Source organism: Mesorhizobium sp. BR1-1-4 (assembly GCF_020165375.1).
Taxonomy (GTDB): Bacteria; Pseudomonadota; Alphaproteobacteria; order Rhizobiales; family Rhizobiaceae; genus Mesorhizobium; species Mesorhizobium australicum.
In genome coordinates, this window is sequence record NZ_JAIUIB010000002.1 from 117,085 (window position 1) to 131,333 (window position 14,249).

A 14,249-nucleotide genomic window follows, 5' to 3' on the forward strand; every position below is an offset into this window, starting at 1 on the left:
CAAAGGGTCACGATCCGGCAGTGGGATCTCAAACAGCCGCACTCTTGCAACCACCGCTCCCGACGAGCATGCCCCACCTGCCTGGACGAGCAAGACGCGGCGCCTTCTGGGTGCATCGGAAAGGCAATTTGACGTGCCTGCAGGTTGGGAGCGGGCCGGCGGCCCCCGTCACTCTCACTTTCGATATCGCGCCATAATAGCGCTGAGCCAGTTGAACAGACTGATTTCCTCGGGTCGCCCCTCCACCTCCTGAATGGCGGTGCGCAGCGTGAGCTCCACCAGATCATCTGCAGCCTCGACGGATTGCGCTCGATAGGAGCGGGCGACCAATCTGAGCGCGGCAATCAGGCGTGGATCTGTTGCGTCGGAAAGTTCATCTGCCGCAAACTGGAGAATTTTTCGGCTATCGGTTTGGTCTTGAAGCATGACTTCCATGCCTGTTCTGGGGCGGTTCGTCACCGGAGCCGCGCTGACCATCGACGGAGGCGCGAACGCATAAAGCACCAGAGTCAATTTTGAAGCGTCCGCAGGCCGGACTGATAGAGCCGTTTACAGACTAAGCCGGGCATCGGACCGAGCAAGCTCAAATGATAAGTGAAGGGTAGTTGGTATCAATCCGACAATCGAATTGCCTCTGCCACGCGCCCCAGCTGGTGCTCTGGATTACCGCAATAGGGCGTGCCATCTACCAACATGCTGCCGGCTTGCTTTGAAGCGTCTTCACTTGGATTTTCTCGCTGCTTTTGAGCCTTGTGCGCTTGCAGCAGATGTTTTGACATCTTTTGATTTGGGCTGCGACTGCCGCCAGCACCGGTCGGCTTACGCAAAACCTGCTCGCTGTAATGACGTCTCGACCCCCCGCTGTGTCGCGTATCACCGCTCGGCAGTCGGAGCAGTAGGACGGCGCGTTAGCAGCATTTGAAGAGAGAGGCTCAGCCTGACCAGCTTCTTGTCATTCTCGTCCCGAATTTCAATCGCCAATTGATGTCCGTCGACGCCCTTCAGCGAGTCTCTAGCCAAGTCGATTAGACCTGCTAGCGCCTCGTTTCGTGCGGCTTCGATCCCCCCACATTCGATGCCAGTCTCATCTTTGATGAGCGCATCGCTTTCATAGGTGTCAAAGAAATATCTCGCCATCGAACCCACCTCCACCCTCACAAGCTCGTCGCGTTCCTTTGGTGAAGGTAGCCGGTTTCAAAGTCTCCGGCTCGAACGAGGCCAGGCCAGTCAACAGCGTGAAATCGGGAGCCCTCGGTAACAACCAGTCCGTCGCCTCGAAGATCCTGCAGCGTTCGGTTCACGTGCACGGCCGACAAGCCCAAGGCGTCGGCAAGTTCCGCCTGCCTAATCGGAAGCTCCGCCACATGGTCCTTGATAAGCCCCATAGAGCGAAGGCGGACGATGAGTTCGCACAGAATATGCGCCATACGGGCATACGCGTCGCGCCTTCCAACGTTGGTGACCCACTCTCGATATATAGCCGCGTCGATCAGCGTCGAGCGCCAAAACACCGTCGCTATCGAAGGATGTTGGTCGCAAATGGCCCGCAGCGCATCATGCCGCATGAAGCCAACCCTGACGCGCGTGAGTGGTGTGAAGGTGCAATCCAAAACAGACAGGTGCATTCCGTGGAGATCAGGAATGTCGCCCGGAACAAAGAACGACGTGATCTGCCGTTTACCCTCCCCAGTCAATTTTGTGGACCCGACCAGACCCTCCAGGATGACAAATGAATGGGTGGGACGATCTCCTTCGCGCACAATGTCCTGATTGGCCTGAAAGTCCCGCTTCTGGAATTGAATTCCCTCCAATACACCGATATCTGAGTCCGTCAGATCACAGATTATTTGAAGCTTACGGGTCAAAATGCTCGGGGAAGTGGCCTGTGTCAATTTTTGTGACCGGATTGCGTTACGTGCCGAACTTGGGCCGGGCGCTAATGTTCCTTGCACCCGGTCTGGGAAGGACCTGTTAAAGGGCCCGAGGCGTTTGCCAACTCACCGGCTGCAGTTCCGGGGCGCCTGGACCCTTCGCCAGAGCTTTTGCCTCTCGGACGAGGATGCGCAATTCGTCCCGAGCAGCGATATGAACTCCCGCGCTGTGGCGCTGTGATTCCAGTCCCTTTCACGAGCTTTTGAACAATGCCGCGATCAGGTTCAAGCGTCATAGGACGGGATCCTGACTATAGACATTTGACGTATATTCCAGGCTCATTTCTCTCCCCGCGGCGAAGCCGAGGGCGTCGAAGTGCGTAGCGAGGAATGCTAAGCAGTTTCCGCTCGGGCTTTTCTTTATGCTGCGGCCGTCATGGGCATCGAGCCGGAACAAATCGGGTTGATTTCGGTTCGGAGAACCTGATCGAGGACCTCATGACCACCACCTCCAATTCGCCAATGCGTCCAATTTTCATCTCCGGGCCCCCGATGCGCACGAGACGTAGAACCCCAGCCCTCTCGCTCGACGTCTCGCAGCGGCAGACACCTCCTCCTCGGAGAGGCTCAGAACTGTTTAGGAACCGGCAGACCTGGCTCGCGCAGATATGGGCGGCCGTGATGTCGCCGTCGTCGCGGTTGGCCGCGCTGAGACGCATCCTGGGGAGCAGCCTGGGGCCGTTCGATGCATGTCGGGCTCGATGGCGAGAGTTCAGTGACTGATCTGACGCCGGAGCAATCGCGGATAGCGCGAGGTCTGCTGAATTGGCCGCAGGTGCGGCTCGCCGTGAAGTCAGGCCTCAGCGAAGGTGCGATACGAGATTTCGAAAGCGGTCGGCGAGTGCCTGGCCCTCGTAAACTTTCAGCGATTCGAAATGCATTTGAAGCGGGCGGCATTCGGTTCTCCACAGATGGCCCGATCAAAGCACAAGGTGAAGCAGGAGCACTGGAGCAGTGCCCTGCGACCCGAGAAGGCGGTTAGGGAAATGCAGGCCGCCCCTTTGAAACCCAAGCAGACCAAATGCTGTAGCCGCGCGTGCGGTAGCACAGGGCAGGGAACGACGCCTTAGCGAGCCGGGCGCGCTGCGGGCGTTTGGAGCGCGGGTGCGGCGGCAGCACCGGAGCAGAAGTTCGGGAAAGCCAACAAAGCCGCGGGATGAACCGGGAGCGAGCCGGCGGCCGCGGGTTGACATCGGCATCGACGCAGTGATCGACATGGTTACGACCTCTGCCACAGCAAAGGAGAACCTCATGCCTTCATCCACAGCCGGATCAGCCGTGCGGAGCCCGATCTGGCCCTTTCAGCAGAGCTATGCCCAGTCACCGGATCATTTCTTCGCGCGTGCCCCTCTCCACCCGGTTTCAAACCCCAGGCTAATCCGGCTGAACGAGCCCCTTAGCTCTGGGGTTAAGGCTTGATCCCGATCAGCTCGGGAGCCCTGCTGGGATCGCCGTGCTTGCCGGGAAGAATTTTCCAGATGGACTGCACCCTATAGCCTTAGCCTACGCTGGCCACCAATTCGGCAACTTCGTCCCCAAACTGGGCGACGGACGCGCAGCACTGCTGGGCGAGGTCGTCGATGTGCACGGAGTGCGTCGGGATGTCCAGCTGAAGGGTTCAGGACCGACCCGATTTTCGCGCAACGGCGATGGCCGTGCTGCGCTTGGTCCGGTGCTTCGTGAATACGTGGTCAGCGAAGCAATGGCTGCGCTCGGCAGACCGACCACTCGAGGCCCTGCGGCGGTGCTTACCGGGGACCCAGTCTACCGGGAGCGCCGGCTGCCAGGGGCCGTGCTGACCAGGGTGGCAGCGAGTCATATCCGTATCGGCACTTCCAATACTTTGCCGCCCGCAACGACATAGAAGCGCTGAAGCTCCTTGCCGATTATGCCATCCAGCGTCATTTTCCTGAGGCGGCCAGGAAACCGAGACCTTACCTGGCTCTGCTCGAGGCTGTGATCGCGGCGCAAGCGGAACTGGTGGCGCGGTGGATGTTGCTCGGCTTCATCCACGGCGTCATGAACACCGACAACATGCCGATATCCGGAGAGACGATTGACTATGGACCGTGCGCGTTCATGGATTCATATGATCCGCAAGCGGTGTTCAGCTCCATCGATCAACATGGCCGCACGCCTACGGCAACCAACCTCGGGTGGCAGTCTGGAATCTGGCACGCTTCGCCGAGACTCTGCTGCCGCTCCTGAGCGAGCGCGAGGGTGAGTCAATCTCGCAGGCCGAGCAGGCACTAGGGGAATTTCACGCTCGCTACGAAGCTATTTTACATCGCGGGTTCAGGGCAAAGCTTGGGCTGCTGAATGAAGCTGACGGTGACTTGGACCTTGCCAACGATCTGTTGGATGTGATGGCGCGTGGGCGAGCGGATTTCACGCTCACCTTCCGCTTGCTAGGAGATGACCTCGACATCCCTGGCGCCCAAGCTACCGCGAGGCGGCTGTTTGAGGATCCCGGCCCCTTCGATGCCTGGTCGATGCGCTGGCGAAATCGCTTGGCGCGGGACGGCAGCGCCACCTCGACGCGCAAAGCCGCGATGCACGGCAGCAATCCCAAGTTCATTCCTCGCAACCATCGCGTCGAGGCAATGATCAAGGCTGCGGTGGAGGACGATGACTTCCGAATCTTCGAGCAATTGGTGGAAGTCGTGTCACGGCCGTTCGAGGAACAGCCCACACTGTCCTATTACGCGGAACCACCCAAGCCGCACGAGCGCGTTCTGCAGACCTTCTGTGGCACGTGACATCCCCGCCATACCGGCGAGACGCCACCAACGCGGGCGAACTCTGTAGGGCCGGGGGTCAAGCTAACGAGACAGGCCTCAGGACGCGGGCGGGCGAGGCCTCTCGGAGCCAGGCGAAGGATCGATTGCGTCCGCCACCATGTCCCTCTTGGAACTGGGAAGGACCCTCATCAGCAGGATAAAAGTGGCGAGCACGAGGCAGACAGCGTTGGTGACTATGATGGGCCATTCGCCTTTGATGATGCCGAAAGTCAGCCACAGCGCGAAGCCCAGCGCAGTGATGGCATACATCCACGCCGATATGCCAGCCGTGTCCCGGGTCTTGATGATCTTCCAGGCTTGCGGGGCAAAACTGGTCATTGAGCACAGTGCTGCCAGCGAACCGATGAGCGTGACCTTTTCCACGCAACCAACCTCCAACTATCGGCTCATTCGCACGCCCGAAAGGCCCGCTTCTTCGACCTCGGAGACACTGGCAAAGTCTTTGGTACCGAGGGCACAGTGCTTCCCCGGTTGGAAGCCGCCCAGCGAAAGCCAATCACAGCACTGGCCTGAGATGGGCAGGGACGCCCTGCCGCACGCGAATTTTTCCACATAGTCGGCCAGCAGATCAGAGCGGTTCTGGAGGTGGTGATCAGGTTCGAAGCTCAGCCGCTTTGAGCCGCGACAGCAAGTCGCGGGACGCTTGGATAAGGCGCCTTGTCTCCTCAATCGTACGAAGCAAGTCTTCAGCGCTCGCCCGGGCCCGACGGCTAGCGAAGTGAGCTGCTTCCAAATAGACCTTGCGTGCTTGACGGGGATCACTCATCGCTCGACTTTATAAGTTGGAAGCAAGCGGAAGAAACTAACGTGTGTTAAGGCAAGCGGATCTTTGTGATACCCCACCAAGTAGCAGTGCGTCTGGGCAACAACGAGCCCTGACACGTCGTCCGTCTCGCCGGCGGCTGACCGGTGACGCTGGGCGGCAGAAGGTGCGGTGCGGTGACGAAGCCAGGGTTGAGGCAGTTCGAACCCTGTCCAGAGGGATCTTCCAACATGCAAATTTACAGGAAATGAGCTTGAGGGCGACGCCGCCGGATCGCCCAGATTGCCGCCGAGGCTCAGATAGACGGTGTTATTCGGGCCAGACAACGGTCACCTCGACGTAATCGAGCACGCCAGGCACCGGCGCATTGGGCTTGCGAACGGTGACCTCGGCTTTCCGGATCTGGGGAAAGCGCCCGCTGAGAGCCTTCGCGACTTCCAGGGCCAGCGCCTCGATCAGGAAGCGCCGGTGTCCGGTGATGATCTCCTCGATGACGGTGAAGGCGACGCCGTAATTCACCGTTTCCCCGATGGCGTCATCGACGAGCGCGCGTCCCGGCTCGACGGTGAGCGAGGCATCGACATAAAAGCGCTGCCCCAGCGCTTCTTCCTCGTCCAGCACGCCGTGCCGGGCAAAGAAGGCGCAATTCTTCATGCGGATGACATACATGGCTCAGCGTTCCGATCCGGTTTCCCGCGCCAGCATAGCATCCGCCACCGCCAGCGCGTCCACGTTGATTGCGACATCATGGACGCGAAACAGATGCGCGCCCTTGAGCCGGAGAATGACGCTGGTCGCCGCCGTGCCGGCCGCCCGATCAGCGGCGTCGCGGCCGGTGACGGTGCCGATGAAACGCTTTCGCGACGTACCGGCCATCAGCGGGAAGCCGAGCGCGCCAAGCTCGGCAAACCGTGCCATCAGATCGAGGTTTTCCTCCGCCGTCTCCTTGGCGAAGCCGAAGCCGGGGTCGAGCACGATATGCCGTCGGCAACACCTTGCCCGCGCCCGATCTCAAGCGATTTTCCCAAGAACGCCAGCTGGTCGGCGATCACATCGGGCAGCTTGTCGCGATCCCGTCCGGTATGCATGATGACGAGCCCGGCGCCGGTATCGGCCGCCACCCGCGCAATGTCGGGCTCGCGCTGCAGACCCCAGACGTCGTTGACGATATGCGCACCGCTCGCATGAGCTAGGCGTTTATCTTGTCAAAGTGGCCGTCAGGAAGTGCAGACCGTCAGCTAGCCATCGTCCTTTGAGGACAGCCGAGCCACCGTTGACTGAGTTTGAATCAGCGGTTTGGCGCACTGAGTCCGAAGCTGCCCTGCAGTATACCTCAGACGTGAAGCGGCATGCACTCGGTCATCGTCTGGGCCACACCATTGCCGCAGGCGCTAGACCAAAGCCATCGGCAGATATCGAATCACAACCTGCTCCTGGCGGAACCGCCGCTCCAATTCCGAACGCCGCCTTTGCCAATCGGGCAGATCGACTTCGTGAGTCATAACCTCGAAGATGACGATCTCGTCTGCTCCCTGCCTCCACACACCTTCCGCAGGCGCGCGCAAATACGCGGTGACACCGTCGAAGCGGAGCGCGAGCTCCTCCTTCACACGGTCAAACTCTTGCTTGGCGAAGGGCTTTCCTGCGTTGTCGGCGCGAGGTAGCAGAATCTGGACCAGATGCATGTTTGCCCCTAAACCTCGCAATGCTTGCCTAGAGCCACTTCTTTGGAACGCTTGGCCTATGGTCGTCGACGGGCACAGCCGTCCAGCCTCGTGCGAGCTCTGCGCAGGTCTTTACCCCGTTGATCCTACCGAGTATCGGCGGAGCATGAGACGGTGGGGAGCCAAATACCGTGCTCCGAGCCATCTCCTGTGGGCCCTAGCTTCAGACGTCGAGCAGGCCGAGGTACAACCTGTCGGTGCTAACGTCGGTCCTGGTCTCCTCCGGGACGGAAAAAGGATTGGAGTTCCTGCATGTCGACGCTTTCATCGCCGTCCTCGTCGACAGCGTTGAAAATTCGCCCGATGAAATCCTGAACCTCCGTCCGCGACAGTGTACCATCACCGTCGGTGTCCATGATGGCGAACATGATCCTCATTTTGGCACCCTGCATCATATCGGCTCCCGCCCTGCGGCCGTGCTTCATACGTCCCGTATCACGATCGCTCATCTCGTCGTCCTGAAGCCTTGGGCCCCTGTGTCGCCAATCTGCCTCGGGGTCTCGATCCTTTGCTGTTTTTTCCTGCAGCATCTCATCCATCATCTCGCGCATCATTTGACGCATTGCTTGCTGGTTCTGTCCGGCTTCGTCCGCCGTCCGATCCTGGGCTGGTGATGCGGGCTTGGGAACATCCGCCGATTGCGCAAAGGCGGACGGGGCGAGCATAGCGAACGCGGCCGCCAATACTGTAGTCGTGAATGCTCGTGTCATTGGGTTTCTCCATTAACTGCCACGCCGACCACCCGGCGTGCTGTCCAAACCAGCAGCTCGGTTCATGGTTCCTAGGCATCGGGCGCAAAAGCGGTATAGCTCCGATCACCTCAGCAAAGCGCTGGCTGTCTTTGTCGGAATCGACCTTACCGATCACCTGATCGCTGCGCAGATTTGCCAGCGGCGCAACAAAGATCGGTCTTCACCGATTTTGCCGAACTCATTGAACCCACATCGACAAAGGTGGCGCAGATTCCGCAGCCAGTTCCGAGAGTGCGGCTGGATGAAACATTCCAAGTTGGCGGCAACGGCATCGTCTCCGGCCAACACCGGCCGCTCCCCGGTCGCGAACGCCGCATGGGTGATGCCCTGCGAACTACCGTTCAGCAACCTGACGGCTTAGATGGCCACGAAGCAGGCGGATGTTGCGGTTGTTCGACTTGTAGTAAACATCGAAGATCGATCCGAGGACGGGCACGCTTCCCAAGACGGTATCAAACAGCACATTGGCCAACATCCGAGCAACCAACAGCTTCCCAGCGCCGCATTTGCGGGCTCGCAGCACAATGTAAGCCGAGATCAACCCGGTTGCTGTATCTCCCAGCACAGGCACCAGGCCTACCAGAGCATCCAGTCCGAACCGAATTGGCGTACTCGGGATTCGCCAGCGCGAATCAAGCAGCACTGCCAAGAGGTCGAGCTCGGCGATTGCCCTCGCAGTCTGGCGATCCACAATAGGCGTTTCGCTTGTCCCTACTTTCCGGCTGCCATTGCTCGCTCGATCCAATCTCCTCGGTTTCGCACCTCTCCAGTCCGCTTCCGTCATGTGGAATTAGCTTTGTATCGGCCGGGAAGGCACGTCGTCGAGCAGGTTGGGCTGGTCTGGAGCATTTGTTCGGTCGTCTGCTGGGAGGGTGCCGTCTGGGGTCATCTGGTTAACCGCGTCGGGCAAATCCCTGGTGATCCTTGCAATCAGCTCCTCGCGCGAGAGGCCGGTCTGGTGGGAGAGTGCTTCCAGCGTCGGCGCATCGATCGCCGTTACCACCTCGTGCGGCTCGATCGGCTGGTTCGGCCCGGTGCCGACCCAGGAGTCTACCTTCGACCCGGCACCTGCGTTTCTAAAGCGGTCGAGAATATCGCCGAGCGCCGTGCCGGATACGCCCTTGGACACCTGGTCCAGTATCCCGCCCTGGGGATTATTGGGATCGCCCGCTCCGCGGATCGCCTCGGCAATCTTGTCGCGGTTTTGATAAGCCAGAACCCCCAGCATAGCGATCGCAAGTCTTCCTAGATTGGCCACTCGTTCCTCCTGTGGTTTCGAATATGGAGAAGGTCTCGCCTTGCCAAAAGTTCCGCGATTGCCAGCAATATCAGGAAGGGCTTGGCAATCCCGACCCGCTCCCCAGCCGACTATGAGGCCTGCCCGCGCGAGATGGAAGGTCGAGGCGGTAAAGACAGAGCGCCCGAGCTGGTGCTTAAAGTTTCAGCTTTGCCCTTAGTGCATCTATGCGCTTGGAGGCCTCTGCCTTGCTGAGGTTGTCTGCAAAGCTTTCCTGATCCTCAGCCTGCTCACACAGGGTTTTCAGATAAGACGCTTGGGATGGGGTCATCGGGTCGTCACCACTCACCCATTCGTCGGGTTCTTTCTCGACGTTTGCATCGGGTTTTGCGCGCGAGTCTTCCATTGCGATCTCCTGTCTTGGCATGGGGAATGCATTTGATCTTGTTTTGTTCCACCTGCTTGTTGCGGCCGTCATGAGCGCAGAGCCCGAGCATGCAGCCGCATCGTTTCCCCACTTTCGAATGGATTCACAACGAGGGCACAAGCCATCCACTACTCGTGTCCTTTCGCGACTTCCGGGTGGTCACCGCCGACTCCGACATCGCAGGAGCACGCAGGCTCGCTGTGCGGGTACTTGCGCTGCACGCAACCGGCCTGGTTGGGATGACGAGGCTATTCCGCGCCGTCGTCGCTGGATCATGCGCCACCACCGGTGCTCATGGCGCGCTTGCCACCATCGTAGGCCTTGAAGACCAGCCGATAATATCCGGGCGACGCTTTCCGCTTTGGAAGCCATTGCCTTCAACCATCGGAAAACCTGTCTCACCTCGTGAGCCGGCGCGCGGCCGTTCAGCGCTATGCAACCGCACTCGGCTTCGTTCTCCCCCGTGTTGGTCCCGGGGAGGCGCGCTGCTCGGACAGGCGATCGGCGGCGACACAGAGCACGGTGATCGGTGCCGCTGGCGGCGCCCTGATCAGTGCGGTGGTCGGCTCCGCCGCAACGCCGCAGCGGCGCGAAGACCAGCTCTGCCGCCACCAGGAGTGCTACGGGCGCATCGGCACCGCACCCTGTGACGACCGCGCCATTACAACCGCAATTACTGATTACGAGATTGCTTGGCTGGAGGGGGCAGCATCTCCTTCAGCTCCGCGACCGTGAAAGATTGAGGACGTCATCTTTTCCGCACTTCGTGCTGCTATATTTTGCTTAGGCGGACAGGAGGAGGTCGATAATGACTAGCTTTGCTGGCGCCCTGAGGAATCGCGGCAAACACGTTGCCAAGCGGTTGCTTCGCTACGACAGCCGCAACTGGCTGCGCATACGCCAGATCGAGGCCTTTACCGCGTTCATCGAAGCGGCCAACCGCAAGTCGCGAGATGTGATCGAGATCTCGCCAGGCTGGAACCGCTATTGGCGGGCGCTGTGCCCGGACTATCGCGCGGTGGACTTTCCAGACTTCGACATCTGCCGGGATCGGACCGAGGAGCAATATTCGATCGTCATCGCTGACCAGGTGTTGGAACATGTGCAGCGCCCGCAAGCGGCCGCAGCCAACATCCACGCCATGACCAAGCCCGGCGGCTGGGCGATGGTGGCCACACCCTTCCTGTTCCGCGTGCATGCGCGCCCGCATGACTACAACCGTTGGACGCCAGCGGGGCTTAAGCAGCTAATGGTCGAAGGCGGCTTCGCCCCGGACGACGTGCAGGCCTTTGGTTGGGGCAACAAAGCCTGCGCCAGAGCCCATATTGGCGGTCCTGTTAGGGCGTATGGGCTATGGCGAGACTTAACCAACGACGACGAATATCCGCTGATGGTGTGGACCTTCTCCAAAAAGCGGGTTTGAAGCCCGCTTTAGGGGCAGATATCAGCATGATTTTAGAGCAGCCGAGTTGGGACCGCGCAGGCTGTGCGCAGCAGAGCCAATTCCCTTGCGATGTCGCCCCACTTACGACAGGATTGCAGCAATTCGAGGGTTAGCCTATGACGCCAGACACCTTGCGGCCCAACCACCTGCCACTCGACACTCCGCCCGTGCAATACCTTAATCTGGACCCTTCGCTTTATGTCCGGGATGATATCTGGCAGCAGGAACGGGGCAACATTTTCGCGCACACCTGGCAGTTCATGGGGCCAGTCGCCTCGGTCGCGACGTCCGGTCAATACCTTGCCATCGACATCGCCGGTACGCCGATCTTCGCCATCCGGGGCCGGGACGGGACCTTGCGCGGATTTAAGAACGTCTGCCGCCACCGGGGGGCGAAACTTCTGGCCGATGGCGAGGGCAAATGTGGGCTGATCGTTTGTCCCTATCACAAATGGTCCTTTGCCGACACCGGACGGCTGGTGCAGGCCCCATGGTATGGCAAGGATCCCGCGATCATCGCCGAGGACTGGCCGCTGGAGACGGTGCAATTGTCCGAGTGGCGCGGGCTGCTCTTCGCGGCACTCGACCCGAAGGAAAGTCTTCTGGAGCAACTTGGCTCTCTGCCCGCCGAACTGGCGGACGAGCCGTTGGAGACCTATGCCGCCACCGATCAGGCCACCGTCAGCTTTGCGGCGAACTGGAAGATCTACACCGACAATTTCGTCGAAGGCTACCACATCCCTGGCACGCATCCCTCGTTCTACGCTGCCATCGACTTCGAAGCTTTCCAGACCACTGCCCATCCCGGTTATGTCCGGATGACCGCACCGCCGAAAGACGGTCTATTCTATCGCGGTAAATGGCTTTGGATGTGGCCGAACTGGACGCTGTCGCTTTTCGATGGCGGCATGAACGTTAGCCGGATCAACCCGACCTCACCGCATCACACAGACCAGCACTACCATTTCTTCTTTGCCGACACCTCTGCAGAAGCAACCGAGAGCAGGGCGAAATCCGTGCAAGGCACCCTGGCCGTGGTACGCGAGGACTACTCCATCTGCGCCGATACGCATCGCAACTATGCCGCAGGGGCCTATAGCTCCGGCCCACTCTCGGGGCGGCATGAGCGGGGAGTGCAGTATTTCCAGGAACGGGTCGCTGCGGCACTGGGGCTGTGACCGCCCCTGGCGTCCTTGTCCGCCGGATAGTGCTCCGGCTCGGCGCACGAGAGCCCCCGGCCAGTCGAGGGTATAGGGCGGGCAAGATAAGACGAACCCTTGACGGCTGGAACGGGGTCGATAGCGGACTGTCCGATTGTCTGATGAATGGGCCAGAAAGTTGACATTCCGCTCCGGGGCCGGCAGTGGACTTTCCGTCTCCCGCATTTCAAATCGAAACGCAGCCAGTTCCAAGATGGCTAATGCTTCAAAATCTGGCTAAGGAACAGCTTGGTTCGGTCGTGGCGCGGGTTGCCGAAGAACGCGTCGGGCGTGCCCTCCTCGACGATCTGTCCGGCGTCCATGAAGATGACGCGGTCGGCGACTGCCCGCGCAAAGCCCATCTCATGCGTCACGCACACCATGGTCATCCCGTCGCGCGCCAGTCCGGTCATCGTCTCCAGCACCTCGGAGACCATTTCAGGATCGAGCGCGGATGTGGGCTCGTCGAACAGCATGACATCGGGCTTCATGCACAGGCTGCGGGCGATCGCCACGCGCTGCTGCTGGCCGCCGGAAAGCTGGACCGGGAACTTGTTCGCCTGCTCGGGAATGCGGACCCGTTCGAGGAACTGGAGAGCGGTCTTGCGCGCCTCGGCCACCGAAACGCCCTTGACCCACATCGGCCCGGCCATGCAGTTCATCAGCACCGTCATATGCGGAAACAGGTTGAAGTGCTGGAAGACCATGCCGACGTTGGAGCGGACGGCCGCGACGTTGCTCATCCTGCCATGCAGGGCAACGCCGTTGACGACGATGTCGCCGGCTTGATGCGCCTCAAGGCGGTTGAAGCAACGGATCAATGTCGATTTGCCCGAGCCGGACGGCCCGCAGATGACGATGCGTTCGCCCTTGTGGACCGTCAGGTTGATGTCCTTCAGCGCTTGGAACTGGCCGTACCATTTGGATACGGTCCTGGCTTCGATTATGGCCTGAGCGCTCATCGCACCTTGCTCCTGCGGAAGTGGTGCTCGATGCGCGACTGGATCAGCTCAAGGCAGATCGACAGCACCCAGTAGATCATGGCGGCCGAAATCAGTGTCTCCATGTGCTGGAAGGTCTTCTGGCCGAGCGTGCGGGCCAGGAACATCAATTCCCAGACGCCGATGACGGAGACCAGCGAGGAATCCTTCAGCATCGAGATGAACTGGTTGCCCGTCGGCGGAATGATGACCGGCAACGCCTGCGGCAGGATGATGCGGCGCATGGTCAGCGCGAAGCCGAAACCCATGGAGCGCGATGCTTCCCATTGACCGCGATCGATGCTCTGGATTCCGGAGCGGAAGATCTCGGTCATGTAGGCGCCGTAGCACAGCGACAGCGCAAGGATGCCGGCGGGAACGGCATTGATCACGAAGCCGAGCTGCGGCAGCCCTAGATAGATCAGGTAGACCTGCATCAGCAGCGGCAGGCCACGGAAGAAGGACGTGTAGAAGCTGGCGATCGCGTAGGCTAAGCCATTGTTGGAGAGCTTGGCGACAGCGCCCGCCACCGCGATGAGCGAAGCGATGACGATGGAGATCGCCGAGACGTAGAGCGTCGTGACGACGCCCTGGCTGATCAGGAACGGCAGCTTCTCGCGGATGAATGGCAGGCTTAGGTGGAACGTTTCGAAGAACGCGATGAACAGGAGCAGCAGTTCCAGCCAGACGATGCCGATCTGCAGCTTGAGCGGTGCGAAGCCGATCAGGACGACGTTCAGCGTGAAGATCACCGCTATGGCGAAGCCGATGGCGAAGCGGCCGTAGAGGCCGCTGATCGACGGCTCACCGATTACCGGACGCATGAGTTCGGCAAAGCCGGTGCCAGACATGTTGAACGCCATGAAGACCAGCAGGACGATGCCGAACATCGTCGCCACGAACCAGGGCTTGTGAACGAGGCGTTCGGCCTCGACGGTATCCGGGTAGAGCATATTTGAGCACCGGCGGTTCGGCGGCCTGCAGTGGCAGG

At 60.2% G+C, this 14,249-nt stretch carries 15 protein-coding genes and 3 pseudogenes; 5 read left to right on the top strand and 13 right to left on the bottom strand.

Features of this window, described 5'->3' with window-relative positions; translation table 11 throughout:
• Nucleotides 1-174: 174 nt before the first annotated feature.
• The 3 genes from LB571_RS03745 to LB571_RS03755 form a co-directional block, all read right to left on the bottom strand.
• The gene (locus LB571_RS03745) at nucleotides 175-513 is read right to left on the bottom strand and encodes a hypothetical protein (protein WP_157163648.1); all 339 of its coding nucleotides are present in this window, start codon (nucleotides 511-513) and stop codon (nucleotides 175-177) included.
• Nucleotides 514-873: 360 nt separating this feature from the next.
• On the bottom strand, nucleotides 874-1,137 hold the full coding sequence (locus LB571_RS03750) for a DUF6894 family protein (protein ID WP_015316685.1): 264 nt from the start codon (nucleotides 1,135-1,137) through the stop codon (nucleotides 874-876).
• 17 nt (nucleotides 1,138-1,154) lie between these two features.
• Nucleotides 1,155-1,892 (bottom strand): Crp/Fnr family transcriptional regulator, encoded by a 738-nt coding sequence (locus LB571_RS03755; protein WP_224585530.1) that lies wholly within the window; start codon nucleotides 1,890-1,892, stop codon nucleotides 1,155-1,157.
• Between the two features lie 724 nt (nucleotides 1,893-2,616).
• Here LB571_RS03755 and LB571_RS03760 point away from each other — a divergent pair.
• Nucleotides 2,617-2,913 carry a multiprotein-bridging factor 1 family protein gene (locus tag LB571_RS03760; RefSeq protein ID WP_083882996.1) on the top strand — a complete coding sequence of 99 codons (297 nt, stop codon included), beginning with the start codon at nucleotides 2,617-2,619 and terminating at the stop codon, nucleotides 2,911-2,913.
• 269 nt (nucleotides 2,914-3,182) lie between these two features.
• Nucleotides 3,183-4,690: pseudogene (locus LB571_RS03765) on the top strand (protein adenylyltransferase SelO).
• A gap of 78 nt (nucleotides 4,691-4,768) precedes the next feature.
• On the opposite strand, the gene LB571_RS03770 reads toward LB571_RS03765, so the two are convergent.
• The 8 genes and pseudogenes from LB571_RS03770 to LB571_RS03805 form a co-directional block, all read right to left on the bottom strand.
• Nucleotides 4,769-5,095 (bottom strand): SemiSWEET family sugar transporter, encoded by a 327-nt coding sequence (locus tag LB571_RS03770; RefSeq protein WP_015316683.1) that lies wholly within the window; start codon nucleotides 5,093-5,095, stop codon nucleotides 4,769-4,771.
• A gap of 709 nt (nucleotides 5,096-5,804) precedes the next feature.
• A complete protein-coding gene (gene folB, locus LB571_RS03775; protein ID WP_015316682.1) occupies nucleotides 5,805-6,164 on the bottom strand; it encodes a dihydroneopterin aldolase in 360 nt (119 codons plus the stop codon).
• A 3-nt stretch (nucleotides 6,165-6,167) separates the two neighbouring features.
• A pseudogene (folP, locus tag LB571_RS03780) lies at nucleotides 6,168-6,691 on the bottom strand (dihydropteroate synthase); the annotation flags it as partial.
• A 195-nt stretch (nucleotides 6,692-6,886) separates the two neighbouring features.
• Nucleotides 6,887-7,180, bottom strand: a complete 294-nt coding sequence (locus LB571_RS03785) for a hypothetical protein (protein ID WP_015316681.1) — start codon at nucleotides 7,178-7,180, stop codon at nucleotides 6,887-6,889.
• A 239-nt stretch (nucleotides 7,181-7,419) separates the two neighbouring features.
• Nucleotides 7,420-7,929 carry an EF-hand domain-containing protein gene (locus tag LB571_RS03790; RefSeq protein ID WP_083882994.1) on the bottom strand — a complete coding sequence of 170 codons (510 nt, stop codon included), beginning with the start codon at nucleotides 7,927-7,929 and terminating at the stop codon, nucleotides 7,420-7,422.
• Nucleotides 7,930-8,305: 376 nt separating this feature from the next.
• The gene (locus tag LB571_RS03795; RefSeq protein WP_224592394.1) at nucleotides 8,306-8,755 is read right to left on the bottom strand and encodes a DUF4112 domain-containing protein; all 450 of its coding nucleotides are present in this window, start codon (nucleotides 8,753-8,755) and stop codon (nucleotides 8,306-8,308) included.
• A gap of 6 nt (nucleotides 8,756-8,761) precedes the next feature.
• On the bottom strand, nucleotides 8,762-9,229 hold the full coding sequence (locus tag LB571_RS03800; protein WP_015316679.1) for a YidB family protein: 468 nt from the start codon (nucleotides 9,227-9,229) through the stop codon (nucleotides 8,762-8,764).
• 175 nt (nucleotides 9,230-9,404) lie between these two features.
• Complete coding sequence (locus LB571_RS03805) at nucleotides 9,405-9,614, bottom strand: DUF3072 domain-containing protein (RefSeq protein ID WP_224592396.1); 210 nt, start codon at nucleotides 9,612-9,614, stop codon at nucleotides 9,405-9,407.
• Between the two features lie 497 nt (nucleotides 9,615-10,111).
• On the opposite strand from LB571_RS03805, the pseudogene LB571_RS03810 reads away from it, so the two are divergent.
• From LB571_RS03810 to LB571_RS03820, 3 genes and pseudogenes are all read left to right on the top strand, one after another.
• Nucleotides 10,112-10,315 (top strand): annotated as a pseudogene (locus tag LB571_RS03810) (hypothetical protein); the annotation flags it as partial.
• Between the two features lie 128 nt (nucleotides 10,316-10,443).
• Nucleotides 10,444-11,058: a class I SAM-dependent methyltransferase gene (locus tag LB571_RS03815; RefSeq protein WP_015316676.1), complete on the top strand. Its 615-nt coding sequence runs from the start codon at nucleotides 10,444-10,446 to the stop codon at nucleotides 11,056-11,058.
• 137 nt (nucleotides 11,059-11,195) lie between these two features.
• Nucleotides 11,196-12,257, top strand: a complete 1,062-nt coding sequence (locus tag LB571_RS03820; protein WP_015316675.1) for an aromatic ring-hydroxylating oxygenase subunit alpha — start codon at nucleotides 11,196-11,198, stop codon at nucleotides 12,255-12,257.
• A 239-nt stretch (nucleotides 12,258-12,496) separates the two neighbouring features.
• Here LB571_RS03820 and LB571_RS03825 read toward each other — a convergent pair whose 3' ends face one another.
• Together LB571_RS03825 and LB571_RS03830 are read right to left on the bottom strand one after the other, a co-directional pair.
• The gene (locus tag LB571_RS03825; RefSeq protein WP_140792742.1) at nucleotides 12,497-13,240 is read right to left on the bottom strand and encodes an amino acid ABC transporter ATP-binding protein; all 744 of its coding nucleotides are present in this window, start codon (nucleotides 13,238-13,240) and stop codon (nucleotides 12,497-12,499) included.
• Nucleotides 13,237-14,211 (bottom strand): amino acid ABC transporter permease, encoded by a 975-nt coding sequence (locus tag LB571_RS03830; protein ID WP_224592411.1) that lies wholly within the window; start codon nucleotides 14,209-14,211, stop codon nucleotides 13,237-13,239. The genes LB571_RS03825 and LB571_RS03830 overlap by 4 nt, the downstream gene beginning before the upstream one ends.
• Nucleotides 14,212-14,249 lie beyond the last annotated feature (38 nt).

Bases quoted from the DNA above. Each gene is read 5' to 3' on its own strand.
- LB571_RS03750 (WP_015316685.1), bottom strand. From the start codon at position 1,137: ATGGCGAGATATTTCTTTGACACCTATGAAAGCGATGCGCTCATCAAA.
- LB571_RS03760 (WP_083882996.1), top strand. From the start codon at position 2,617: ATGCATGTCGGGCTCGATGGCGAGAGTTCAGTGACTGATCTGACGCCG.
- folB (WP_015316682.1), bottom strand. From the start codon at position 6,164: ATGTATGTCATCCGCATGAAGAATTGCGCCTTCTTTGCCCGGCACGGC.
- LB571_RS03785 (WP_015316681.1), bottom strand. From the start codon at position 7,180: ATGCATCTGGTCCAGATTCTGCTACCTCGCGCCGACAACGCAGGAAAG.
- LB571_RS03790 (WP_083882994.1), bottom strand. From the start codon at position 7,929: ATGACACGAGCATTCACGACTACAGTATTGGCGGCCGCGTTCGCTATG.
- LB571_RS03795 (WP_224592394.1), bottom strand. From the start codon at position 8,755: ATGACGGAAGCGGACTGGAGAGGTGCGAAACCGAGGAGATTGGATCGA.
- LB571_RS03805 (WP_224592396.1), bottom strand. From the start codon at position 9,614: ATGGAAGACTCGCGCGCAAAACCCGATGCAAACGTCGAGAAAGAACCC.
- LB571_RS03815 (WP_015316676.1), top strand. From the start codon at position 10,444: ATGACTAGCTTTGCTGGCGCCCTGAGGAATCGCGGCAAACACGTTGCC.
- LB571_RS03820 (WP_015316675.1), top strand. From the start codon at position 11,196: ATGACGCCAGACACCTTGCGGCCCAACCACCTGCCACTCGACACTCCG.
- LB571_RS03825 (WP_140792742.1), bottom strand. From the start codon at position 13,240: ATGAGCGCTCAGGCCATAATCGAAGCCAGGACCGTATCCAAATGGTAC.
- LB571_RS03830 (WP_224592411.1), bottom strand. From the start codon at position 14,211: ATGCTCTACCCGGATACCGTCGAGGCCGAACGCCTCGTTCACAAGCCC.